A 23,324-nucleotide genomic window follows, 5' to 3' on the forward strand; every position below is an offset into this window, starting at 1 on the left:
GTCTGATAAATTGTTAAAGAGCAGTGCAACGCGGCTTTCGCTCACCGTTGCGAGGTGGCGTATATTACGCTTTCCTCTTTCAGAGTCAACCCGTTATTTCAGGATTTTTTCTCTTCAACCGACCCGGTTGTTTGTGAAGTGATTCACATCTGCCGTGTCAGTGGGAGCGCATTATAGGGAGTTATTCGGCGGTGACAAGCGGTAAAATGCAATTTTATTTCAACCGCTCACCTTTTATACATAACGCTTATTTTTTCTGCTTTTTGATAGCATCCGGCAGGTCTGCCAGGCTATTAAGTACCCAATCAGCGGCACTTTCGGCTTCTGGGGTCACCGGCTTGCCGGTGCGCACTAATACTTTCGTGCCGACATTGGCCGCCAGAGCTGCCTGCATATCTTCGACTTTATCGCCAACCATAAAAGAAGCCGCCATATCAATATGCAGATAGTCGCGCGCCGAAATCAGCATCCCCGGATGCGGCTTGCGGCAGTCGCAGGTCTGGCGAAACTCTTCAACGGTTCCCTGCGGGTGGTGCGGACAATAATAGATGCCATCCAGGTCAACGCCGCGATCGGCCAGCGACCAGTCCATCCACTCCGTCAGCGTTTCAAACTGCTCTTCAGTAAACTTACCGCGGGCGATACCGGACTGGTTGGTCACCAGCACCAGCGCGTAGCCCATCTCCTTTAATTGACGCATTGCGTCAATGACGCCATCGATAAATTCAAAGTTGTCGATTTCATGGACATAGCCGTGATCGACGTTAATCGTGCCATCACGGTCAAGAAAAATTGCGGGTACTGACATTGCCACCGGTTTGCTCCTGATAAAGGCTAATGCGCGTAGTATCGCATGTTTCCGGACGCAAGAAAGTGCTCATTATACAGAGTCAGATTGATTTAGACGTCTGGATGCCTTAACATCCATTTCATTGACAGGCATCGCCTGGACACGGCAGAAGAAAATGCCACGGCAAACGGCTAAACGATAATAAATAACTGATGATTAAACTTTCGAATATTACCAAAGTGTTCCAGCAGGGAAATCGCAGCATACAGGCGCTGAACGATGTCAGCCTGCATGTCCCCGCCGGGCAAATTTATGGCGTCATCGGCGCTTCCGGCGCGGGTAAAAGTACGTTAATCCGCTGCGTTAACCTGCTCGAACGTCCAACGCAGGGCAGCGTACAGGTGGGCGGCCAGGAACTAACGGCGCTGTCAGAAAAAGAGCTCACTCGCGCTCGTCGCCAGATTGGCATGATCTTCCAGCACTTTAACCTGCTTGCCTCACGCACCGTATTCGGCAACGTGGCGTTGCCTCTGGAGCTCGACAATACGCCGAAAGATGAAATCAAGCGCCGGGTGACCGAGCTGCTCGATCTCGTCGGTCTGGGGGATAAACACGATAGCTATCCGGCAAATCTCTCCGGCGGTCAAAAACAGCGCGTGGCCATCGCCCGTGCGCTGGCGAGCAATCCAAAAGTCCTGCTCTGCGACGAAGCCACCAGCGCTCTGGACCCGGCCACTACGCGTTCAATTCTGGAACTGCTGAAAGATATCAACCGTCGCCTGGGCCTGACGATTTTGCTGATTACCCATGAAATGGATGTCGTCAAACGCATCTGCGATTGCGTTGCCGTTATCAGCAACGGCCAGCTGATTGAACAGGATACGGTGAGTGAGGTCTTCTCTCATCCCAAAACCCCGCTGGCGCAACAGTTTATTCAGTCAACGCTGCACCTTGATATCCCGGATGATTATCAGGCCCGCCTTAAACCTGAAGCGCTTCCCGATAGCGTGCCCATGCTGCGCATGGAGTTTACGGGTCACTCCGTTGATGCCCCGCTTCTTTCTGAGACTGCCCGTCGTTTTAATGTGAATAACAACATTATTAGCGCGCAGATGGATTACGCGGGCGGCGTGAAGTTCGGCATTATGCTCACTGAGATGCACGGCACGCAGGAAGATACCCAGGCCGCAATCGCCTGGCTACAGGAACACCATGTAAAAGTAGAGGTACTGGGATATGTCTGAACCAATGATTTGGCTGCTGGTTCGCGGCGTATGGGAAACGCTGGCCATGACGTTTGTCTCCGGCTTCTTCGGTTTTGTTCTCGGCCTGCCGGTCGGCGTGCTGCTGTACGTCACCCGTCCGGGGCAAATTGTCGCTAATGCGAAGCTCTACCGCACGCTTTCGGCGGTGGTGAATATTTTCCGCTCGATTCCTTTTATTATCCTGCTGGTGTGGATGATCCCATTCACTCGCGTGATCGTTGGCACGTCGATTGGCCTGCAGGCGGCTATCGTTCCGCTGACGGTCGGCGCCGCGCCGTTCATCGCCCGTATGGTGGAAAACGCCCTGCTGGAGATCCCCACCGGCCTTATCGAAGCATCCCGCGCCATGGGCGCAACGCCGATGCAGATCGTGCGTAAGGTTCTGCTGCCGGAAGCGCTGCCGGGCCTGGTGAATGCGGCAACCATCACGCTCATTACGCTGGTCGGCTATTCCGCGATGGGCGGCGCCGTGGGTGCCGGTGGTCTCGGGCAGATTGGCTATCAGTACGGTTATATCGGCTACAATGCAACGGTAATGAATACCGTACTGGTGCTGCTGGTTATTCTGGTGTACTTAATCCAATTCTCAGGCGATCGTATCGTCCGGGCTGTGACTCACAAATAACATTACACAATACAGAATCTTACAGGAAGGAAATAACATGGCCTTTAATTTCAAAACCTTTGCGGCAGTCGGCGCGTTAATCGGTTCTCTGGCTCTGGTGGGTTGCGGTCAGGACGAAAAAGATCCTAACCATATTAAAGTCGGCGTTATCGTCGGTGCGGAGCAGCAGGTTGCGGAAGTCGCGCAGAAAGTAGCAAAAGAAAAATACGGCCTTGATGTCGAACTGGTGACTTTCAACGACTACGTTCTGCCGAACGAAGCGCTGAGCAAAGGTGATATCGACGTTAACGCCTTCCAGCATAAACCGTATCTTGACCAGCAAATCAAAGACCGCGGCTACAAGCTGGTTTCCGTAGGTAACTCTTTTGTTTACCCGATTGCGGGTTATTCGAAAAAAATTAAATCGCTGGACGAACTGCAGCCGGGCTCTCAGGTCGCGATTCCTAACGATCCCACCAACCTTGGCCGCTCTCTGCTGCTGCTGCAACAGGTTGGCCTGATCAAACTGAAAGAAGGCGTTGGTCTGCTGCCAACCTCTCTGGATATTATTGAAAACCCGAAAAACCTGAAAATTGTTGAGCTGGAAGCCCCGCAGCTGCCGCGCTCTCTGGATGATGCGCAAATCGCTCTGGCGGTTATCAATACTACCTATGCCAGCCAGATTGGCTTAACGCCGGCAAAAGACGGTATTTTCGTGGAAGGTAAAGAGTCTCCGTACGTGAACCTGATTGTCGCTCGCGAAGACAACAAAGATGCGGAAAATGTTAAGAAATTTGTTCAGGCCTATCAGAGTGATGAAGTTTACGAAGCGGCTAACAAAATCTTTAATGGCGGTGCGGTGAAAGGCTGGTAATCTTTTCTCAGCGTAATATCATTCAGGACGGGCTTTATGCCCGTCTTGTCATTTATGCAAGCACCTGATTCAATAGCGCCCTGTTTTATTATTTATTGAGGAAATACTATGCGTGCTTTACCGGTCTGTTTGTTAGCACTCATGTTAAGCGGTTGTTCTATGCTAAGCAGATCTCCCGTCGAGCCTGTACAAAGCACCGTAACCCCGCCTGCCAAATCGGAACCGGCAAAACCGAAAGCGACGCGTCCGGCCCCGGTAAGAATCTATACCGATGCAACAGAATTGGTGGGTAAACCTTTCCGCGAACTCGGCGAAGTCACCGGTGAATCATGCCAGGCCTCGAATCAAGACTCTCCGCCCAATATCCCGACGGCGCGCAAGCGCATGCAGATTAACGCTGCAAAAATGAAAGCCAATGCCGTGCTGCTGCACCGCTGCGAAGTGACCAGCGGAACTCCGGGCTGCTACCGCCAGGCCGTCTGCCTTGGTTCAGCGCTTAACGTTACGGCGCAATGAGTGATTTTCAGTTTGCGCAGATAGGCGTTATTCGCTCGCCCTATAAAGAAAAATTTGCCGTCCCCCGCCAGCCTGGGCTGGTTAAAAACGGCGGCGGCGAATTACATCTTCTGCCCCCCTATAACCAGGCCGATGCCGTACGTGGCCTGGAAAACTTCAGCCATCTGTGGATCCTGTTTGTGTTTCATCAGACCATGGAAGGCGGCTGGCGCCCGACCGTGCGCCCTCCCCGTCTCGGCGGTAATGCGCGGATGGGCGTTTTCGCCACCCGTTCGACCTTTCGTCCTAATCCAATCGGTATGTCGCTGGTCGAGCTAAAAGGTATTCGCTGCCAGAAAGAACACGTCGTTCTGGAACTCGGTAGTCTGGACCTGGTGGATGGTACGCCGGTCGTGGACATCAAACCTTACCTGCCCTTTGCCGAAGCGCTGCCGGAAGCCAGCGCGAGCTACGCGCAGCAGGCACCGCAGGCGGAAGTGGCGGTGAGCTTCACGCCCGAAACAGAAGCCCGGCTTTTAGAACTGGAAAAGCGCTATCCCCGACTTAAGGTGTTTATTAGCGAAGTTCTGGCGCAAGATCCGCGCCCGGCATATCGTAAAGAAGAAGACCCGGGAAAGACCTACGCCGTCTGGCTGCTGGATTTTAACGTGCGCTGGCGGGTGATTTCGTCCGGTTTTGAAGTCTTTTCTCTCGAACCACGCTAATTTTATTTTCCTCTCTTTTGGCATCTTTGCCACACTGGTAAACTAAACCACTTTTTTGTGTCAGGCTGGCTCCCAGCCTGTATCGATCGTCCAAATGGAACCGTAACAACATGCGTACTAGCCAATACCTGCTCTCCACTCTGAAGGAGACACCTGCCGACGCCGAGGTTATCAGCCATCAGCTGATGCTGCGCGCCGGGATGATCCGCAAGCTGGCCTCCGGGTTATATACCTGGCTGCCGACCGGCGTGCGCGTCCTGAAAAAAGTCGAAAACATCGTGCGTGAAGAGATGAACAACGCCGGTGCAATCGAGGTGTTAATGCCGGTAGTTCAGCCCTCTGAGCTGTGGCAAGAGAGTGGTCGCTGGGAACAGTACGGCCCGGAACTGCTGCGTATTGCTGACCGTGGCGAACGTCCGTTCGTACTCGGCCCGACTCATGAAGAAGTGATCACCGACCTGATTCGTAACGAGCTGAGCTCTTACAAACAGCTGCCGCTGAACTTCTATCAGATTCAGACCAAATTCCGTGACGAAGTGCGCCCGCGTTTCGGCGTGATGCGTTCCCGTGAATTCCTGATGAAAGATGCTTACTCTTTCCATACCTCTCAGGAATCTCTGCAGGAAACCTACGACGCGATGTACGCCGCGTACAGCAAAATCTTCAGCCGTATGGGCCTGGATTTCCGTGCGGTACAGGCTGACACCGGTTCTATCGGCGGTAGCGCATCTCACGAATTCCAGGTGCTGGCGCAGAGCGGCGAAGATGACGTGATCTTCTCTGACTCTTCCGACTACGCGGCCAATATTGAGTTCGCCGAAGCCGTTGCGCCGAAAGAGCCGCGCGCGGCCGCCACTCAGGAAATGACGCTGGTCGATACGCCGAACGCCAAAACCATCGCCGAGCTGGTTGAGCAGTTCAATCTGCCGATTGAGAAAACGGTGAAAACCCTGCTGGTCAAAGCGGTAGAAGACAGCAAGTCTCCGCTGATTGCCCTGCTGGTTCGCGGCGATCATGAGCTGAACGAAGTGAAAGCGGAAAAACTGCCGCAGGTCGCCAGCCCGCTGACCTTCGCCACCGAAGAAGAGATCCGCGCGCTGGTGCAGGCAGGTCCCGGTTCTCTGGGCCCGGTTAATATGCCCATTCCGGTGATTATCGACCGTACCGTTGCCGCAATGAGCGATTTCGCCGCGGGCGCGAACATCGACGGGAAACACTACTTCGGCATCAACTGGGATCGCGACGTCGCCACCCCTGAAGTGGCTGATATCCGTAACGTCGTGGCGGGTGACCCGAGCCCGGACGGTAAAGGTACGCTGCTGATTAAACGCGGTATCGAAGTGGGCCACATCTTCCAGCTGGGTACCAAATACTCTGAAGCGATGAAAGCCTCCGTACAGGGCGAAGATGGCCGTAACCAGATCCTGACGATGGGCTGCTACGGTATCGGTGTGACGCGCGTGGTGGCGGCCGCCATTGAGCAGAACTTTGACGATCGCGGGATTCTGTGGCCGGAAGCTATCGCCCCGTTCCAGGTTGCGATTCTGCCGATGAACATGCATAAATCCTACCGCGTGCAGGAGCTGGCCGAGAAGCTGTACGCAGAGCTGAGCGCGCTGGGTATCGACGTGCTGATGGACGACCGTAAAGAGCGTCCGGGCGTGATGTTCGCCGATATGGAGCTTATCGGTATTCCGCACACCATCGTGCTGGGCGACCGTAACCTCGACAACGACGATATCGAATATAAATATCGTCGCAGCGGCGAGAAGCAGCTGATTAAAACCGGCGATATCGTGAATTACCTGGTACAACAAATTAAAGGTTAACGCCAAAAGAGGCTCTGGTTTCAGAGCCTCTTTTTTACAAGGATTGTAATCATGGCTAAACAACGGGCAAATTATGTCCTGCTTTTTCCCGCATTGTTTTTACTTTCGGCCTGCACGGTAGACGTCAGCCGGTCCGCGCCTTCCGCTTCCGCTATTAAGCCACCATCGCAGCAATGGGCAGTTAAACTTCAGCGCCAGAGCTCGGTGGCTAATAACACGCTGACTGAAATTAACGCACAAGACCTGCTCCCCGGCGATCTCCTTTTCTCTTCCAGCATTGGCGTGACGTCCCTGGGGATTCGTGCTTTTAGCACATCGTCCGTTAGCCATGTTGCTATCTATATCGGTGATAACCAGGTTGCAGAAGCAACCGGCGCTGGGGTGCAGATTATTCCGCTCCAGCAAGCGATGCGGCACAGCGATAAGCTGTTTGCTCTAAGAGCGCCTGACCTCACGCCGCAACAGGCCGCAGGCATTAAAAATTTCGCCTATAAAAACAGAAACAGCGGCTATAACTATCGCGGCATCATTGAATTTGTGCCCTTTATGGTAACCAAACAGCTCTGCTCCCTGAATCCCTTTTCGAAAGATTTCCGCCAGCAGTGCGTGAATGGCCTGGCCAAAGCGCAGCTTAGCGATGCCGTTTCCGGGGACAAAAAAATGTGGTTTTGTTCTGAGTTTGTCAGCGATGCCTTCGCGAAGGCCGGACACCCGCTGACCCTGGCTCAACCGGGCTGGATTAGCCCATCAGACCTGCTTCATATGCGTGAGGGGGACGTGGCAAACTTTCAGCCCGAAATACAATTGCAGTATATCGGGCATCTTAAATTGGGAATTTATATCAAGACAAGCCGTCTCGTAGGACTCAATTAACTAACGAGAATTGCAGTCTTCTTTTTGATAAAACTTGCCTGGTGAATCCACCGCCAGAACTTTAACCGGCGCTCCCGAATCCGGATTCGCTTCCAGCGTAAAGTGCCCCTCGACCACCAGCAGCACCGGGCGAGTATCCGTTCCGCGCGCCGCGGCATAATCACGCTCGAGCTGCGCGTTATTCGCGACTGCCACTCGCTTGCCGGTTGCGCAATCGGTAAAGGTCGCGGCATCCGCCATATAGAAGTACATTCCGCGCATCGCCATTGGCGTGATGGGCAGGCTGGCTTTGACTGACTCAAGCGTATAGTTCAGCGTAGACTCGAGGGGATTACCGTCGCGATCGAGCATTTCCAGCTTGTCGCCCTTCGCCCGATAGTAAGACTTCTCGCCTTTGCTGTCGGTCAGCACCAGCTTATCGGCCGTGCGCGCCCAGGTGCCATAGGAAGCAAAGGAGGAAGGCTCGCGACTGACGCCCTGATACCGCTCGTTCATCACCCAGGTGCCGTCTTTCTCAAGAAAGAGCGAAGTTTCGATGCCTTCGCAGTCGGCGCACGGCAGCACGCCGCGCCAGCTCTGCTGCATCGGCTTTAGCTCTTCCATCGGCGCGGGTTGTAGCGTGTCCATCTCCGCGCGATGGTTACAGCCGAATAGGGCAAAAAGCGAGCATGCCGCCACGACTGAAAATACGATTTTCTTCACTGTAAATTCCTTATTATCCATTCCACCGGTTCGCCATGCCTTTAAGGACGAACTTTCCCACGCAGCGCCTTAACTGAGGATTTTTGCGCCTTTGAGGCAAGCCGGCGCTCTTTTGACGCTCTGGTCGGCCGCGTCTCCCGGCGGCGCTTCTGCACTGCGGTTAATTCTTGTATTAAGGCAACCAGACGCGCAATCGCCGCTTCGCGATTCATCTCCTGGCTGCGATATTCCTGAGCCTTAATGATAACCACACCCTCGGCAGAAATTAAGTGATGGCTGGAGGTAAGCAGACGTTCCTTATAATACTCGGGCAGGCTCGATGCCTTAATATCAAAGCGCAAATGGATAGCCGTCGATGCTTTATTGACATGCTGACCGCCCGCCCCCTGGGCGCGTATCCCGGAAAGTGAGACCTCGTCATCCGCAATCGCCACGCTGCGGCTAATCGTAATCATGCGGATGTTTGCCAGGCCGTTAAATGAATTTCCAGATTATTCTTAGCGTCAGATAACCAGATAGCGCCATCCTGGATAGTCGCCTGTAGCGACATTGTCCGATCGGCAAAAGCACTGAGCTGCGCCAGCTGAGTATCATCTAAATACCATACGGTTAGCTTTGAAAACTGTGCCATTTTGCTTTTATTTTGCTGCCACCAGATTTCTGCCGCCCGGCTATTATAGGCAAACAGCGCCACCTCTTGCGCCCGCGAACAGGCTTTTTTAATCCGCCGTTCGTCCGGCAGCCCCAGTTCGATCCACAGATCAACGCCCAGATGATCGTTTAGCAGCCAGAGTTCAGCTTCATCATCGGAAGACAAACCGCGGGTAAACTGCAGCCGCTCGTCGGCGTATTTCATCCACGCCAGCAGGCGCAGCATCATGCGCTCCTGGGTTTCTGACGGATGCTGGGCAAGCGTCAAACTGGCATCCAGAAACTGGTTGCGGTCCAGGTCGGCCACGTTCACCGTCGCTTTATAAATCGTCGCTTTCAGCGCCATGAGGAAACTCCTGATAAAAATGGCGTTCATTGTAGCGAAACTGGCGGCAAAAGGCTGTCAGCAATCGCAGGATCCCCTTTCATCCTGCTGATATTGCTTAAATGACTATGGTATAGTCACCTTGCTAAACAGAGTTTATCTTCGTAGGCTTAAACTTACATCCCACGGTTAAGTCAGAACGCTGACAGGAGGGCATGTGGACAAATATTGTGAGTTAATACGCAAGCGGTATGCGGAAATAGCCAGCGGGGACCTTGGGTATATCCCGGATGCGCTAGGTTGCGTGTTGAAAGTATTGAATGAGGTTGCGGCGGATCAGGCCCTTGCTGAGTCAGTCAGGGAAAAGGCCGCATATGCGGCGGCAAACTTACTGGTGAGCGATTATGTCAATGAATGATACTTATCAACCCATCAATTGCGATGATTATGACAACCTCGAACTTGCCTGTCAGCACCATCTGGTCCTGGCGCTGGAGCTCAAAGATGGCGAACAGCTGCAAGCGAAGGCCAACGATCTTATCTCGCGCAAAAATATCGAGTATCTCGTCGTGGAGCTCGCCGGTGACGTCCGCGAACTGCGCCTGGATAAAATCGCCAGCTTCAGCCATCCGGAAATCGGTACGGTAGTGGTTAGCGAGTCCTGAAGCAAAACGGGTGGCTCAGCCGCCCGTTTTCATCCACATCATCTGCACGCCTTCACCTTCCTGAACTTTCCCATCGACGGTAATAAACAGACCATCGGCTGCGGCGATAAGCGTTTCGCCGTAAAACAGCAGCGGCGTGGTATCGCGCCGCCAGGGAGCAACGTTGAGCTCCTGCCAGATTTTCTTCAGCTTGCGGCCGCCCTGCCGGCCGACGATATGCAGATTACCGCTGGCGCGAAAACGAATAGTGACCGCTTCATCCTGGCGCGGGCCGCGTAACGGGCCGCCGGCCAGGAGCTTCAGTTCGCCAAGGCCGTCGGGTAACGGCAGCGGCCTGGCAATATCGCGCCACGCCAGCACCGTCTCGCTCTGTCCGGGGAGATATTTCACCCAGTGCAGCCGTTGCTGATAGCGACGAACGGCGAAGTGGCCAAGGCGCAGGCAGGGATACGCATCCTCGCGCGCCATCGCCACTTCACGCCAGATACGCTCCGGCATCTCGCGCGAAGGCATCGGCGCATTGAGCCCAGCCAGCCAGCGGCGCAGCAGCGCGGCCCGACGCGGCGCGCTCATGGCCGTCAACGGTTCGATAGTCAACGCGCCATCCTCCGCCACCAGCGTTGCCAGCTCCGCCGCGAGCATTTCATCCAGCAGCTGTTCCTGCTCGCCGCACAGGCTGGCGCTGCGCGCTACGGCCTCGGCGAAGTGCGGCCAGCGAGCGTTAAGCAGCGGAACAATTCGCAGGCGGAGAAAATTGCGATCGTAGGCGTCGTCCTGGTTACTTTCGTCTTCAATCCAGCTGAGCTGATGGGCTATCGCCCACCGGTGCAGGGAGTCGCGGCTTTCGTTAAGCAGCGGACGCAACAGTTTCGTCCCGGCAAAATCGGACTCGCCGGCCATCGCCGAAAGCCCGGTTGGGCCGCTCCCCCGCTTAAGCGCCAACAGAAAGGTTTCACACTGGTCGTCAAGATGCTGTGCCGTCACCAGCGCTTCGCCGGGTAATAGCGCCGAACGGAAAGCCTGATAGCGCGCCTGACGCGCGTGGGCCTCAATCCCCAGCCCCTCATCGGCGAGCACCACCCGTTCAACCAAAAGCGGTACCTGCCACTGCTGGCATATTTGTCGGCAGTGCGCCACCCAATCGTCGGCGTTCGCGCTGAGGCCGTGGTGAATATGCATCGCCCGCAGCTGAACGGTAGGCTCCTGTTCGCGCCAGCAAACCAGGCGATACAGGAGCACGCTCGAATCCAGCCCGCCGCTAAAGGCCACTAAAAAATGGCGGTGCGGCTGTAGCGTTTGCACCATGTCTGGGATCATCATCATGAGAGTACTAACTGAGGAAAGCGTGTCCGGCACGTTACCCGGCAGAACACGCTCTGACAAGAATTACTGCTGATAAATCTCCAGCGGTAGCCCGTCCGGATCGTTAAAAAAGGTGAATCGTTTACCGGTGAAGGGGTCGATACGAACGCCTTCACAGGCCACGCCGTGGGTCTCAAGATGCGCAACGGCGGCATCGACATCATCAACGCTAAACGCCAGATGGCGCAGCCCGCAGGCTTCGGGGCGGCTCGGACGCGCAGGAGGAAACGGGAATGAAAAGAGTTCAATGACATATTCGCCATTCAGCGCCAGATCGCCCTTCCATGAATCACGCTCCTGGCGATAGAACTCGCCCTGCAGGGTGAACCCCAGAATGTCGCAGTAGAAGGCTTTACTCTTCGCATAATCCGTCGCAATGATGGCGATATGGTGAACCCGTTTTAAACCCAGCATGGTACAACTCCTCCAGTTGAAGCCAACAACGTTACTCGTTCAGTTCGTGAGTGCGCAAGCGCTTAGTCATTTTTTAAGACTCGAACCCAGTACACGCCGTCTTCATCGCGTTTCGCACCGTGGATATCGGTTTCGAACCCCGGATAGTGGCGGCCGATGGAGCACAGCATAAGCAGGAAATTGAGCACCGCGCGGCTCTCTTCGGCGATCATCTCGCCGGGCATCAGCAGCGGCACGCCGGGCGGGTACGGTAGGATCATATTCGCTGAAATACGCCCGACCAGATTCTCCAGTTCAATGGTTTCCACTTCGCCTTTAATCTGCCGCTGCCAGGCCTGATGCGGCGTCATTTTCATCTCCGGCAGGACGTCGAAAGCGCTAAGCATCAGCTGCGAGAGCTGGTGCTGGCGAATCAGACGATGAATACCCTGGGCCAGATCCTGAATACGCATGTTGCGGTAAAAATCCGGATCTTCGGCGTACAGATCCGGCAGCATGTTTTTCACCCGTAAATTGAGATCGTAAGCGCGTTTGAACTCGGTCAATCCGCGCAGCAGCCCCATCGCCCGGGTTTTATCTATACCGATACTGAACAGGAACAGCAGGTTGTACGGCCCGGTTTTTTCTACCACCACGCCGCGCTCATCAAGGAACTTCGCCACCAGCGCGGCCGGAATGCCTTCGCTATCCATGTTGCCCTGCTCGTCCATACCGGGCGTCAGAATGGTGACTTTCACCGGATCGAGGAACATATGGTCGTCATCGGCGTCCTGAAAGCCATGCCACCTTTCTCCGGGTGAAACCGGCCAGCACTGCGCTTCCCCCACCTCTTCCGGCTGCCAGATATCAAAAAACCAGCCGTCAGACTCTTCGCGCAACCGCTGCACCTCTTTACGAAAATCCAGCGCCCGCTCAATCGAACGCTGAATCAGTCGTCTGCCGGAGTTGCCGCGCAGCATGGCGGCAGCCGTCTCAATGGAGGCAACGATCGGGTAGCTCGGGGAGGTCGAGGTGTGCATCATAAAGGCTTCATTGAAGGTATCCTCATCATAGCTGCCTTTAATATGAATCAGCGAAGCCTGCGATAGCGCGGCCAGCATTTTATGCGTCGACTGCGTTTCAAAGATCACTTTCCCCGCAATACGATCGCCGCTCATCCCGCTTTTACCCTGATAGATCGGATGAAAATGGGTATAGGGCACCCAGGCGGAATCAAAGTGGATTGACGGTACGTCGAGGGTCTCTTTGATCCAGGTGGTGTTATACAGCAGTCCGTCATAGGTGGAGTTGGTGATCACCGCATGCACAGGCCACCCGGCGCCGCCTGTCGCATTAACCTTTTGCTGAATACTGTCGCGGGTAAATTCGCGCTTGGGTATGCCGCCGAGGATCCCTAGCGCATTGCGCGTCGGCTTTAGCCACAGCGGCACCACGTCGCTCATCATCAGTAAATGAGCCAACGATTTATGGCAGTTGCGATCGATAAGCAGGGTGCTGCCCGCCGGAGCGGAATACATACCGACAATCTTATTTGACGTCGAGGTTCCGTTGGTCACCATATAGCTCTGTTCGGCGCCGAATGCGCGGGCAATATACTCTTCCGCCTCCAGATGCGGACCGCTATGATCGAGCAGCGATCCCAGCTCCGTCACGGAAATAGAGACGTCGGCCTTTAGGGTATTCCCGCCAAAGAAATCATAAAACAGACAGCCCACCGGACTTTTTTGATATGCCGAGCCGCCCATATGCCCGGGGGTACAGAAAGTATATTTCCCCTCCTGCACATAGTTGAACAAGGCTTTGGTAAACGGCGGGGTTATGTTGTCGAGGTATTCGCGGGTGTATTGACCGATGCGGGTAGCGATCTCTTCCGCCAGCCCCAGCGCGTATTCAAAGAACCATAGCGTCATGCGCAGGTCCTGGCTGCTGACGTCCATCGTCGAATGGGCGTTGATAAATGCGTACAGCGGCAGATATTCATTTAAGCAATTAATATCGCTGCACAGATCAACGCTGTATTCATCCCAGTCAAAAATAACCCCGCAGATCCGCGGATTATGCTCGATAAATTGCAAAAGATCGGCGCTATTTTGCGGCCAGATGGTCTGGAAACCTTGCCGTTGCAGGGCGGCTTCCAGTTCTTTGATCGGTTCGTCTTTATAATAGACGCCGTGGGGACCCATGATCGCAATAATATTCACGCTTTCCTCCTGAATTTACCTAAGGAAAGCATCATATCACCCCGCCAGCGCTAAGCACTGGCGGATTTATCTCTATTACAGCGCTTTCCACGCATCGCCCCAGGCAATGCCTGCGCCGGGCTCATAGTAGGTCGGCGCCACGTTGCACCACGCCCCTTCAGGTAGCGGTTTACACTGATACAGCGCGCCGTGGTTATTAACGATATCGCCCGCTTTCCAGGTCTGGGTACTGCTCCAGGAAGGATAGCTGATGGTGTCGCTGTCTTTGCCATCGGTCGTTTCATCCGCAGCAGCAGCTTTAGCCTTCACGTTCAGGGTGTACGTTGCCGTGCTGGACAAGGTCCCGTCGCTTACCGTCAGGCTCACCACATATTGCGCATCGCGATCTTTTTCCGGAGCGGTAAAGGTGATAACGGCTTTATCCTGTCCGCTGATAGTCTGGCCGTCCTGCGACATCCAGGTATAGGTGAGCTTATCGCCATTCGCATCGGTAGAGCCCTCCGCGCTCAGGGAAACCCTGGCACCCGCTTCAATAGCGCCAATCGGACCGGCGATACGCGCAACCGGCGCCACGTTAGTTTCCTGCGCAGGCGTGGCATCGTCAGGCGTCGCCGGGGTGGTATCCTCGGCCTGGCCGGTATCGTCGATGATATTGACGTTGAAGTGGCTCTGGACGCACTTCGCATAGTCACCTTGTTTAAAGGCGCTATACGGCGTCTGGTAGCCCACCAGCTGGCAGGCGTTAGTCTTGCCGTCAGCGGTGTCCGGGCTCCATCCCCAATCCTCTTCCCAGTAAATCGGTAACGCGCCCGCGCCGCCTTCATCGAACTGCTTCATATTCTTACAGCCGAGAACTTCATCATCAGCAATCGGCACTTTCAGGTAGTTTGCGAACTCTTTGTAGTAGGCAATACGGTTCAGAGACTGCGCGTTCTCTTCCGCCCCGCCGCACTCGACGCCGCCGTTGATAATTTGAATGGTGACCCCAAAGCCTTCAACCAGGCCATTCGCTTTATCATGATCGTTTGGTACCCAGGTTCCGTCGATGACGTGCAGCATAGAGGGCTTCGGCGGCTGCGGGTAAACGAAGAAGAACACCGCGCTCGCCAGGTTCATCCAGGTATCCGCCACCCGCTCCGGTTTATCCAGCAGAGGACGAACATCGCCATCGTACATAGCATCGGAGAACGGACCGTAGTTGTAGTTATAGGAGAGCTGTTTTGCGCCGCGGCCAAAGTAGCTCAGGTAGTCGCCGTCTTTATCTTTACCGCAGGGCCAGGTCTGCCCCTGCCAGATATCCGGGTTACACTCCCCGTTGTAGCCGCCTTTCTGACCCTCAACCCAGCCCACTTCACGGAGATAAACCAGCGCCTGGCGCCACTCGGGAATATCGCGCCAGCTTTCGTGGCCGCCGGTTTCCTGAGCAAAGTGGGCAAACATGGTTGCCAGAGATTTACGGCATATGGCATCGCTATCGCGTCCGTCGGTATAGGTCCCGCAAACCGCAGGGAATTTACCAATAGCTTTCAGAAAGTTAGAGTAGGTATATTCTGCCGCGCGCATCGGGAACAGATATTCCCAATCCTTTTCGGACAGAATGCTTTCCACGCGCTTCACGTTTGCCGGGTTGGTCGCCAGACCCGGCTCGATTTTTTCAACTTCGCTGTTCGGCAGCGTTTGAATCGATGATTTTACCGATGTCATGAGCGGAAAGTCGGTTAAGGCTTTTTCTTTCGCGGCCAGGTCACTCGCCTTGATGGTTGTCGCTTCCGTTGCGCCAAGCAACGGTGTGGCCTGTGCGGCCCCCAGGCTTAACATGATCCCTGCGGCCACGGCGCTTAATGCGACGGTTTTGTGCAATGCCATAGTATTTCTCCTTTATCCTTGTTAACGGCCTGCCGGGTCGCAATCCCTGGCAGTTGCTGCAGTTTTAGGGGAGATCGGCATCATCGGCTAATCACATTAGCTCTTATTCATCTCATCTCGTCTCAGTAAACAACACATAAAAAAAGGGCCGGAAAATCCGGCCCTCAGGGATAAAAAATGAGTCAGATAATCAGGCGTAGCCGTAGCTCATCAGACGCTGATAGCGACGGTTCAGCAGATCTTCTTCGCTCAGAACATCGAGGTCAGCCAGATCGGCCAGCAGCTGCGCTTTCAGAGAGGCGGCCATGACTTCCGGATTACGATGCGCGCCGCCCAGCGGCTCAGGAATGATGGAGTCAATCAGCTTCAGCTCTTTCAGACGCGGGGCAACAATCCCCATCGCTTCGGCGGCCAGCGGCGCTTTATCGGCGCTTTTCCACAAAATGGAGGCACAGCCTTCCGGGGAGATAACGGAATAGGTGCTGTACTGCAGCATATTCACTTTATCGCCCACGCCGATTGCCAGCGCGCCGCCGGAACCACCTTCACCGATAACGGTGCAGATAACCGGGACGCTCAGACGCGACATTTCACGCAGGTTGCGGGCAATCGCTTCAGACTGGCCGCGCTCTTCCGCACCGACGCCCGGGTAGGCGCCCGGGGTGTCGATGAAGGTGATGATCGGCATTTTAAAGCGTTCGGCCATTTCCATCAGGCGCAGCGCCTTACGATAGCCTTCCGGCGCCGGCATACCGAAGTTGCGGCGAATTTTCTCTTTGGTTTCGCGCCCTTTCTGGTGGCCGATAATCATTACCGGACGCCCATCCAGACGCGCAATCCCGCCGACGATAGCTTTATCGTCAGCATAGGCACGGTCACCGGCCAGTTCGTCGAATTCGTCGAAAGCCAGGCGTACATAATCCAGGGTGTACGGGCGACGTGGATGGCGCGCCAGCTGCGCAACCTGCCATGCACCAAGATCGGCGAAGATCTTGCGCGTCAGCTCTACGCTCTTTTCACGCAGGCGATGCACTTCTTCATCGATATTAATATCCAGTTTCTCATCCTGGCGGCTAACCGCAGTCAGAGAATCGATTTTCGCTTCCAGCTCTGCAATCGGCTGTTCAAAATCAAGGAAATTCAGACTCATAGTATTCCTGTATTAGTCAAACTCCAGTTCCACCTGCTCCGAGCCGATAAGGCCACGCAGATCGTTAAGTAAACGATCGCTCGGAGAGACGCGCCATGTTGCGCCAAAACGCAACCGCGCGCGTGCATCCGCCCTCTGATAATAGAGGTGTACTGGAATAGTTCCCGAACGGTGGGGTTCCAGAGACTGACGGAGTCGGTTTAAAAGCTGGTCATCAATTTGCCTGTCCGTCAGCGAGATAGCAAGCCCGCGAGCATATTTTTCCCGGGCTTCGTCAATGTCCATGACTTCACGAGCGGTCATTTTAAGCCCCCCGCTGAAGTCATCAAAGCTGACCTGTCCGCTGACGATAAGTATGCGGTCTTTTTCCAGCAGCTGCTGGTATTTATCCAGGGCGTCGGTGAACAACATCACCTCCAGACGCCCGGAACGGTCATCCAGCGTGCAGATGCCGATACGATTGCCGCGCTTGGTGACCATGACCCGCGCGGCAATAACGAGCCCGGCCGCCGTGGTCACTTTACCACGATCGGTCGGATGCATGTCTTTGAGTCGTACGCCGCCTACGTAGCGCTCGATCTCTTTCAAGTACTGGTTAATCGGATGCCCGGTCAGGTACAGCCCCAGGGTCTCCCTTTCGCCATCCAGCACGACCTGTTCCGGCCACGGCTGGCAGCTGGCGTAGGACTGTTCAATTTGCTCAGGCTCTTCCGCCAGTACGCCGAACATGTCCGCCTGACCGATAGCTTCGGCTTTGGCATGCTGATCGGCGGCTTTTAGCGCATCGCCCAGTGAATTCATTAACGCCGCGCGATGCGGCCCGAGGCGGTCGAAGGCCCCGGACATAATCAGTTTTTCCAGCACCCGGCGGTTGAGCTTTTTAATATCCGTACGCGCGCAGAGATCGAACAGCTCGCGGAAATAGCCGCCCTGATTACGGGCTTCAATGATCGCTTCTATCGGACCTTCGCCGACGCCTTTGATGGCGCCGATACCATAAACGATTTCGCCATCGTCGTTAACGTGAAAATGGTACAGGCCGGAGTTAATATCCGGCGGCAGGATTTTCAGCCCCATCCGCCAGCACTCATCCACCAGTCCGACGACCTTCTCGGTGTTATCCATATCCGCGGTCATTACCGCCGCCATAAATTCAGCCGGATAGTGCGCCTTCAGCCACAGCGTCTGATAGGACACTAAAGCATAAGCGGCAGAGTGCGATTTGTTAAATCCATAACCGGCGAACTTCTCTACCAGGTCAAAGATTTTAATCGCCAGTTCGCCGTCAACGCCGCGCTTTCTCGCCCCTTCTTCAAAGGTGCCGCGCTGCTTGGCCATCTCTTCCGGCTTTTTCTTACCCATCGCACGACGCAGCATATCCGCGCCGCCGAGGGTATAGCCGGAAAGCTCCTGGGCAATCTGCATGACCTGTTCCTGGTACAGGATAATGCCATAGGTTGGCTCCAGTACCGGTTTCAGACATTCGTGCTGCCACTGTACGTCCGGATACGATATCTCTTCGCGACCGTGCTTACGGTCGATAAAGTTATCCACCATTCCCGACTGCAGCGGCCCCGGTCGGAACAGGGCCACCAGAGCGATCATATCTTCAAAGCAGTCAGGCTGCAGACGCTTGATCAGATCCTTCATACCGCGCGATTCAAGCTGGAAGACGGCGGTGGTTTCCGAACGCTGCAGCATGTCGAAGCTTTTTTTATCGTCCAGCGGGATAGCGGCAATATCCAGCGGCCCCTCGCCGTTCTTCTCGCGGCGGGCGTTGATCATCTCCAGCGCCCAGTTAATGATGGTGAGCGTACGCAGACCGAGGAAGTCGAACTTCACCAGCCCGGCATATTCAACGTCGTTCTTATCAAACTGGGTAACCGGATGCTGGCCCGCTTCATCGCAGTACAGCGGGGCAAAATCGGTTATTTTGGTGGGCGCAATCACCACCCCGCCCGCATGTTTACCGGCGTTACGGGTGACCCCTTCGAGCTTACGCGCCATGTCGATCAGCGCTTTAACCTCTTCGTCCGCCTCGTAAATCTCCGGCAGCTGCGGCTCGGCTTCAAACGCTTTCGCCAGCGTCATCCCCGGATCGGGCGGTACCAGCTTAGAAATGCGGTCCACAAAGCCGTACGGGTGGCCCAGCACGCGGCCAACGTCGCGGATAACCGCTTTCGCCGCCATGGTGCCGAAGGTAATAATCTGCGAGACCGCATCGCGACCGTACATGTCCGCGACGTGTTCAATCACCTGGTCGCGCTTCTCCATACAGAAGTCAACGTCGAAGTCGGGCATGGAGACACGTTCCGGGTTAAGGAAACGTTCGAACAGCAGGTCGAACTCCAGCGGATCGAGGTCGGTAATTTTCAGCGCATAGGCCACCAGCGATCCGGCGCCGGAACCACGTCCCGGCCCTACCGGCACGCCGTTATCCTTCGACCACTGGATAAACTCCATAACGATCAGGAAGTAGCCCGGGAACCCCATCTGGTTAATCACCTGCAGCTCAATATCCAGGCGTTCGTCATATTCAGGACGGCGTTTAGCCCGCTCATCCGGATCGGGGAACAGGAATTCCAGACGCTCTTCCAGACCCTCTTTGGATTTCTTAACCAGATAATCTTCGGTGGTCATATCCCCCGTCGGGAACTGCGGCAGGAAGTACTCGCCAAGGCGCACGGTCACGTTACAGCGTTTGGCGATCTCCACGGTGTTTTGCAGCGCTTCGGGAATATCGGAAAAGAGCTCGCACATCTCCTCTTCGCTACGCATATACTGCTGCGGCGAGTAGTTGCGCGGACGCTTGGGATCGTCGAGGGTAAAGCCGTCGTGGATAGCCACGCGGATTTCATGGGCGTCGAAGTCGCCCGGCTCAAGGAAGCGAACATCATTGGTCGCCACCACCGGTAGGCCGCGGGTTTCCGCCAGTTCTACCGCCGCATGCAGGTAGGGCTCTTCATCCTGACGGCCGGTGCGAATGAGCTCAAGGAAGTAGCAATCAGGGAAATGTTGTTCATAAAAATCAACGCACTGATCCACCAGCGCCATGTTTCCGCGCAGCAGGCTACGGCCCACGTCGCCCATGCGCCCGCCGGAGAGCAAAATCAGCCCTTCTTTTAATTCGATCAGCCAGTCGCGATCGATAATCGGGCCTGCCGCGCCATAGCCGCGCTGATAGGCTTTGGAGATCAGCAGCGTCAGGTTTTGATAGCCAGCGTTGTTCGCCGCCAGTACCGTCAGCTGGCTCAGTTCATCGCCAAGCAGATCGCTCTGAACGTGGAAATCGGCCCCGACGATGGGTTTAATTCCGGCACCGTGCCCTGCTCCGTAGAACTTCACCAGCCCGCAAAGGTTGGTAAAATCAGTGATCGCCAGCGCAGGCATGCCGAGCGCGGCCGCCTTTTTTACCAACGGTCCGGTTTTCGCCAGACCATCGATCATGGAATAGTCGCTGTGCACCCGCAGGTGTACGAAACGTGGTTCAGCCATCTTCAGATTCCGCGTTACTTAATTGCTTGCGTGTCAGTTCAGGACGCCAGGCCCAGCGCGCGTTTCACCGGGCCAAAGCTGCGCCGGTATTGCTCGATTACGCCATGTTCCAGCAGCTTTTGCAGATGAAAAGCGGTGGGATAACCTTTATGTTGCGCAAAGCCGTACTGCGGGAACTCCCGGTCCAGTACGGCCATTTCAGCATCGCGCGTCACTTTAGCCAGAATAGACGCGGCGCTGATTTCCGCCACTCGGCTGTCGCCTTTGACAACCGCCAGTGACGGCATCGGCAGCGGCGGACAGCGGTTACCATCAATAAGAACAAACTCAGGGGAAACTCGCAAACCGGCAACGGCGCGCTGCATGGCCAGCATGGTCGCGTGCAAAATATTCAGCTCATCGATTTCATGCGGCTCAGCGCGACCGAGGCTCCAGCACAGCGCTTTTTCTTTGATCTCGTCAAATAGCGCAAGGCGGCGTTTTTCGCTTAGCTTTTTTGAGTCGTTAAGACCGACGATCGGCTTTGCCGGATCGAGAATAACCGCGGCGGTCACCACCGCGCCAACCAGCGGGCCGCGTCCGACTTCATCGACTCCCGCAACCAGATGGGTATGCGGATATACGAATTCCATCATTTTGCTAACTCCAGTACGGCATCCGCCGCCTGCTCATCAGCGTTGCAGCGGATCTGCTGATGCAGCGCGCGGAAGGTTTCATGCATATCGTGGCTGGTTTTTCCGTCGGCCAGCAGCGGCTTCAGCGCCTCGGCCAGCGCCTGCGGCTGGCATTCATCCTGCAGCAGTTCTTTAACCAGTTCGCGCCCGGCCAGTAAATTCGGCAACGACACATAGTCGGTCTTCACCAGCCGTTTCGCCAGCCAGAAGGTAAACGGCTTCATCCGATAGCCGACAACCATCGGACACTTAGCCAGCATACACTCCAGCGCAGCCGTGCCGGAGGCCAGCAGCGCGGCATCGCTGGCGATCATCGCATCGCGCGCCCGGCCGTCGAGCAGGTGGACGGCAAGATCAGGCGCCGTTTCCGCTTTGATGCGCTCGAACTGTTCCCGCCGCTTCGCGTTGACCAGCGGGACAACCACTTCCAGGTCGGGATAATGGTCTCGCAGGAGCTGCGCCGTTTTCAGAAAATCAGCGCTGAGCATCTCAACTTCCGCCCCGCGGCTTCCCGGCAGCAGCGCCAGGCAATGCACGTTACGATCGATCCCCAGACGGTCGCGCGCCGCGCCTTTATCCGGGTCCAGCGGCATCGCATCCGCCATCGTGTGGCCGATAAACCGGCAGGGAACGTTGAATTTGTCATAAAACGCTTTTTCGAAAGGCAGAAATGCCAATACCAGATCGGTGGATCTGCCAATTTTGAAAACGCGTTTTTGCCGCCATGCCCACACCGAGGGGCTGACGTAATGGATGGTTTTGATACCCTGCTTCTTCAGATTACCTTCGAGGGTGATATTGAAGTCAGGCGCATCAATGCCGACGAATACGTCTGGCTTAAGCTCGGTCAATCGACGGGTGAGATCGGCGCGAATATGCAGCAGACGGCGCAGGCGACCCAGCACTTCCACAATGCCCATCACTGCCAGCTCTTCCATCTCATACCAGGCTTCGCAGCCTTCCGCCTGCATCAACGGCCCGGCAACGCCGACAAAGCGGGCATCAGGTATGCGGGCTTTGAGCGCGCGGATAAGACCGGCACCAAGAATATCGCCGGAGGTTTCTCCGGCGACCAGGGCAATCGTCAGGGGACGCAATTCAGCCATTAACGAATCAGGCCGCGCGTGGAGCGGGCAAAAAAGTCGGTAAAGGTCTGCACTTCGGGATACTGCGCCGCCAGCTCGGCAATTTCAGCTTTCGCTTCGTCCAGCGTTTTACCGCTGCGGTACAGCAGCTTATACGCGTTACGAATCGCAGTGATCGCCTCACGGCTGAAGCCGCGGCGTTTCAGCCCTTCGATGTTGACGCCAAACGGCGTCGCGTGGTTGCCCTGCGCAATCACGAACGGCGGAACGTCCTGCGCTACGCCGGAGCAGCCGCCCACCATCACGTGTGCGCCAATAATGCAGAACTGATGCACGGCGGTCATGCCGCCGATGATAACAAAATCATCCAGCGAAACGTGGCCCGCAAGGGTCGCGTTATTGGCCAGAATACAGCGGTCGCCCAGCGTACAATCGTGCGCCACGTGGGCGTTGATCATCAGCAGGTTATCGCTGCCCACCTTCGTTAATCCACCGCCCTGTACTGTGCCACGATGAATGGTGACGCTTTCGCGGATGCGGTTGCGATCGCCAATTTCCACGCGGGTCGGTTCGCCAGCATATTTCAGGTCCTGGTTAACTTCGCCGATGGAAGCGAACTGATAGATCTCGTTATCGCGGCCAATTTTGGTATGGCCGTTGATGACAACGTGAGATTTCAGTACGGTACCTTCGCCGATTTCGACGTTAGCACCAACAATACAAAACGGGCCAACGTGGACGTTAGCGCCAATAACGGCGCCTTCTTCTACAATGGCGGAAGGATGAATAAAGGCGGTTTTATCAATCACGTATCAGGCCTCCCGGCTACGGGCACACATCATCGTTGCTTCGCAAACCACTTTTCCGTCAACGGTTGCAACGCCTTTAAAGCGAGTCAGACCGCGGCGGGTTTTTTCAAAAGTGACTTCCATAATCATCTGATCGCCTGGCACGACCGGACGTTTGAAACGCGCTTCGTCAATCCCGGCAAAATAATACAGCTCGCCCGGTTCCAGTTTTCCAACGCTTTTGAATGCCAGAATGCCGGTGGCCTGGGCCATAGCTTCGAGAATCAATACGCCCGGTAAAATCGGCTTACCAGGGAAATGCCCCTGGAAAAACGGCTCATTTACAGAAACATTTTTAACTGCGCGTAGAAAACGACCTTCTTCAAAATCCAGCACGCGATCGACCAGCAGGAACGGGTATCGGTGAGGCAGAAGTTCCAGAATCTCTTCAATGTGCAGAGTATGAGTGTCAGTAGTCAAAATACTCTTCC

Annotated in this window: 23 protein-coding genes; 9 read left to right on the forward strand and 14 right to left on the reverse strand. The window is 55.4% G+C overall.

Annotated elements, in window-relative coordinates; genetic code table 11:
* Nucleotides 1–247: 247 nt before the first annotated feature.
* Entirely contained in the window at nucleotides 248–814 is a 567-nt protein-coding gene (gene gmhB / locus ACESQ2_RS17250) for a D-glycero-beta-D-manno-heptose 1,7-bisphosphate 7-phosphatase (protein WP_373170983.1), read from the reverse strand.
* Between the two features lie 188 nt (nucleotides 815–1,002).
* Here gmhB and metN point away from each other — a divergent pair, with 188 nt between their 5' ends.
* The 7 genes from metN (at nucleotide 1,003) to ACESQ2_RS17285 (ending at nucleotide 7,455) form a co-directional block, all read left to right on the forward strand.
* Nucleotides 1,003–2,034 (forward strand): methionine ABC transporter ATP-binding protein MetN, encoded by a 1,032-nt coding sequence (gene metN, locus ACESQ2_RS17255; RefSeq protein WP_004098793.1) that lies wholly within the window; start codon nucleotides 1,003–1,005, stop codon nucleotides 2,032–2,034.
* Nucleotides 2,027–2,680, forward strand: a complete 654-nt coding sequence (locus ACESQ2_RS17260) for a methionine ABC transporter permease MetI (RefSeq protein ID WP_004098792.1) — start codon at nucleotides 2,027–2,029, stop codon at nucleotides 2,678–2,680. The genes metN and ACESQ2_RS17260 overlap by 8 nt, the downstream gene beginning before the upstream one ends.
* Nucleotides 2,681–2,717: 37 nt before the next feature.
* Complete coding sequence (gene metQ, locus ACESQ2_RS17265) at nucleotides 2,718–3,533, forward strand: methionine ABC transporter substrate-binding lipoprotein MetQ (RefSeq protein ID WP_004098791.1); 816 nt, start codon at nucleotides 2,718–2,720, stop codon at nucleotides 3,531–3,533.
* Between the two features lie 108 nt (nucleotides 3,534–3,641).
* Nucleotides 3,642–4,049 carry an Rcs stress response system protein RcsF gene (gene rcsF, locus ACESQ2_RS17270; protein ID WP_004098790.1) on the forward strand — a complete coding sequence of 136 codons (408 nt, stop codon included), beginning with the start codon at nucleotides 3,642–3,644 and terminating at the stop codon, nucleotides 4,047–4,049.
* The gene (gene tsaA, locus ACESQ2_RS17275; protein WP_032748069.1) at nucleotides 4,046–4,753 is read left to right on the forward strand and encodes a tRNA (N6-threonylcarbamoyladenosine(37)-N6)-methyltransferase TrmO; all 708 of its coding nucleotides are present in this window, start codon (nucleotides 4,046–4,048) and stop codon (nucleotides 4,751–4,753) included. The genes rcsF and tsaA overlap by 4 nt, the downstream gene beginning before the upstream one ends.
* Nucleotides 4,754–4,863: 110 nt before the next feature.
* Nucleotides 4,864–6,582: a proline--tRNA ligase gene (gene proS, locus ACESQ2_RS17280; RefSeq protein WP_014837454.1), complete on the forward strand. Its 1,719-nt coding sequence runs from the start codon at nucleotides 4,864–4,866 to the stop codon at nucleotides 6,580–6,582.
* 51 nt (nucleotides 6,583–6,633) lie between these two features.
* Nucleotides 6,634–7,455, forward strand: coding sequence for a YaeF family permuted papain-like enzyme (locus ACESQ2_RS17285; RefSeq protein WP_049069144.1), 822 nt, complete (start codon nucleotides 6,634–6,636; stop codon nucleotides 7,453–7,455).
* Here ACESQ2_RS17285 and nlpE read toward each other — a convergent pair whose 3' ends face one another.
* The 3 genes from nlpE to ACESQ2_RS17300 are packed head-to-tail and all read right to left on the reverse strand — an operon-like array spanning nucleotide 7,456 to nucleotide 9,154.
* Complete coding sequence (gene nlpE, locus ACESQ2_RS17290) at nucleotides 7,456–8,157, reverse strand: envelope stress response activation lipoprotein NlpE (protein ID WP_148675397.1); 702 nt, start codon at nucleotides 8,155–8,157, stop codon at nucleotides 7,456–7,458. It abuts the gene before it with no gap.
* 41 nt (nucleotides 8,158–8,198) lie between these two features.
* Nucleotides 8,199–8,612, reverse strand: a complete 414-nt coding sequence (gene arfB / locus ACESQ2_RS17295; protein ID WP_046878560.1) for an alternative ribosome rescue aminoacyl-tRNA hydrolase ArfB — start codon at nucleotides 8,610–8,612, stop codon at nucleotides 8,199–8,201.
* Entirely contained in the window at nucleotides 8,609–9,154 is a 546-nt protein-coding gene (locus ACESQ2_RS17300) for a YaeQ family protein (protein WP_004098780.1), read from the reverse strand. Before ACESQ2_RS17300 ends, arfB begins: the two co-directional genes overlap by 4 nt.
* Nucleotides 9,155–9,350: 196 nt before the next feature.
* Here ACESQ2_RS17300 and ACESQ2_RS17305 point away from each other — a divergent pair, with 196 nt between their 5' ends.
* Together ACESQ2_RS17305 and rof are read left to right on the forward strand one after the other, a co-directional pair.
* Entirely contained in the window at nucleotides 9,351–9,551 is a 201-nt protein-coding gene (locus ACESQ2_RS17305; protein ID WP_004098778.1) for a YaeP family protein, read from the forward strand.
* The gene (gene rof, locus ACESQ2_RS17310) at nucleotides 9,538–9,798 is read left to right on the forward strand and encodes a Rho-binding antiterminator (RefSeq protein ID WP_004098776.1); all 261 of its coding nucleotides are present in this window, start codon (nucleotides 9,538–9,540) and stop codon (nucleotides 9,796–9,798) included. The genes ACESQ2_RS17305 and rof overlap by 14 nt, the downstream gene beginning before the upstream one ends.
* A 15-nt stretch (nucleotides 9,799–9,813) precedes the next feature.
* On the opposite strand, the gene tilS is transcribed toward rof, so the two are convergent.
* The 10 genes from tilS to fabZ form a co-directional block, all read right to left on the reverse strand.
* A complete protein-coding gene (gene tilS / locus ACESQ2_RS17315; protein WP_373171055.1) occupies nucleotides 9,814–11,121 on the reverse strand; it encodes a tRNA lysidine(34) synthetase TilS in 1,308 nt (435 codons plus the stop codon).
* Between the two features lie 63 nt (nucleotides 11,122–11,184).
* A complete protein-coding gene (locus ACESQ2_RS17320) occupies nucleotides 11,185–11,574 on the reverse strand; it encodes a VOC family protein (protein ID WP_373170989.1) in 390 nt (129 codons plus the stop codon).
* Between the two features lie 62 nt (nucleotides 11,575–11,636).
* Complete coding sequence (locus ACESQ2_RS17325) at nucleotides 11,637–13,775, reverse strand: lysine decarboxylase LdcC (protein ID WP_025107388.1); 2,139 nt, start codon at nucleotides 13,773–13,775, stop codon at nucleotides 11,637–11,639.
* Between the two features lie 75 nt (nucleotides 13,776–13,850).
* Nucleotides 13,851–15,641 (reverse strand): chitinase, encoded by a 1,791-nt coding sequence (locus ACESQ2_RS17330; protein WP_049069150.1) that lies wholly within the window; start codon nucleotides 15,639–15,641, stop codon nucleotides 13,851–13,853.
* A 190-nt stretch (nucleotides 15,642–15,831) separates the two neighbouring features.
* Nucleotides 15,832–16,791 carry an acetyl-CoA carboxylase carboxyl transferase subunit alpha gene (gene accA, locus ACESQ2_RS17335; protein WP_004098771.1) on the reverse strand — a complete coding sequence of 320 codons (960 nt, stop codon included), beginning with the start codon at nucleotides 16,789–16,791 and terminating at the stop codon, nucleotides 15,832–15,834.
* A 12-nt stretch (nucleotides 16,792–16,803) separates the two neighbouring features.
* Nucleotides 16,804–20,286 carry a DNA polymerase III subunit alpha gene (gene dnaE / locus ACESQ2_RS17340; protein WP_014228006.1) on the reverse strand — a complete coding sequence of 1,161 codons (3,483 nt, stop codon included), beginning with the start codon at nucleotides 20,284–20,286 and terminating at the stop codon, nucleotides 16,804–16,806.
* Between the two features lie 38 nt (nucleotides 20,287–20,324).
* Nucleotides 20,325–20,921 (reverse strand): ribonuclease HII, encoded by a 597-nt coding sequence (rnhB, locus tag ACESQ2_RS17345; protein ID WP_014228005.1) that lies wholly within the window; start codon nucleotides 20,919–20,921, stop codon nucleotides 20,325–20,327.
* Nucleotides 20,918–22,066 (reverse strand): lipid-A-disaccharide synthase, encoded by a 1,149-nt coding sequence (gene lpxB, locus ACESQ2_RS17350; protein WP_025107387.1) that lies wholly within the window; start codon nucleotides 22,064–22,066, stop codon nucleotides 20,918–20,920. The genes rnhB and lpxB overlap by 4 nt, the downstream gene beginning before the upstream one ends.
* Complete coding sequence (lpxA, locus tag ACESQ2_RS17355; protein WP_004098763.1) at nucleotides 22,066–22,854, reverse strand: acyl-ACP--UDP-N-acetylglucosamine O-acyltransferase; 789 nt, start codon at nucleotides 22,852–22,854, stop codon at nucleotides 22,066–22,068. The genes lpxB and lpxA overlap by 1 nt, the downstream gene beginning before the upstream one ends.
* Nucleotides 22,855–22,857: 3 nt before the next feature.
* The gene (fabZ, locus tag ACESQ2_RS17360) at nucleotides 22,858–23,313 is read right to left on the reverse strand and encodes a 3-hydroxyacyl-ACP dehydratase FabZ (RefSeq protein ID WP_004098761.1); all 456 of its coding nucleotides are present in this window, start codon (nucleotides 23,311–23,313) and stop codon (nucleotides 22,858–22,860) included.
* Between the last annotated feature and the right edge of the window lie 11 nt (nucleotides 23,314–23,324).

It is taken from the genome of Klebsiella sp. Q11 (assembly GCF_964241505.1).
Lineage (GTDB): Bacteria > Pseudomonadota > Gammaproteobacteria > Enterobacterales > Enterobacteriaceae > Klebsiella > Klebsiella michiganensis.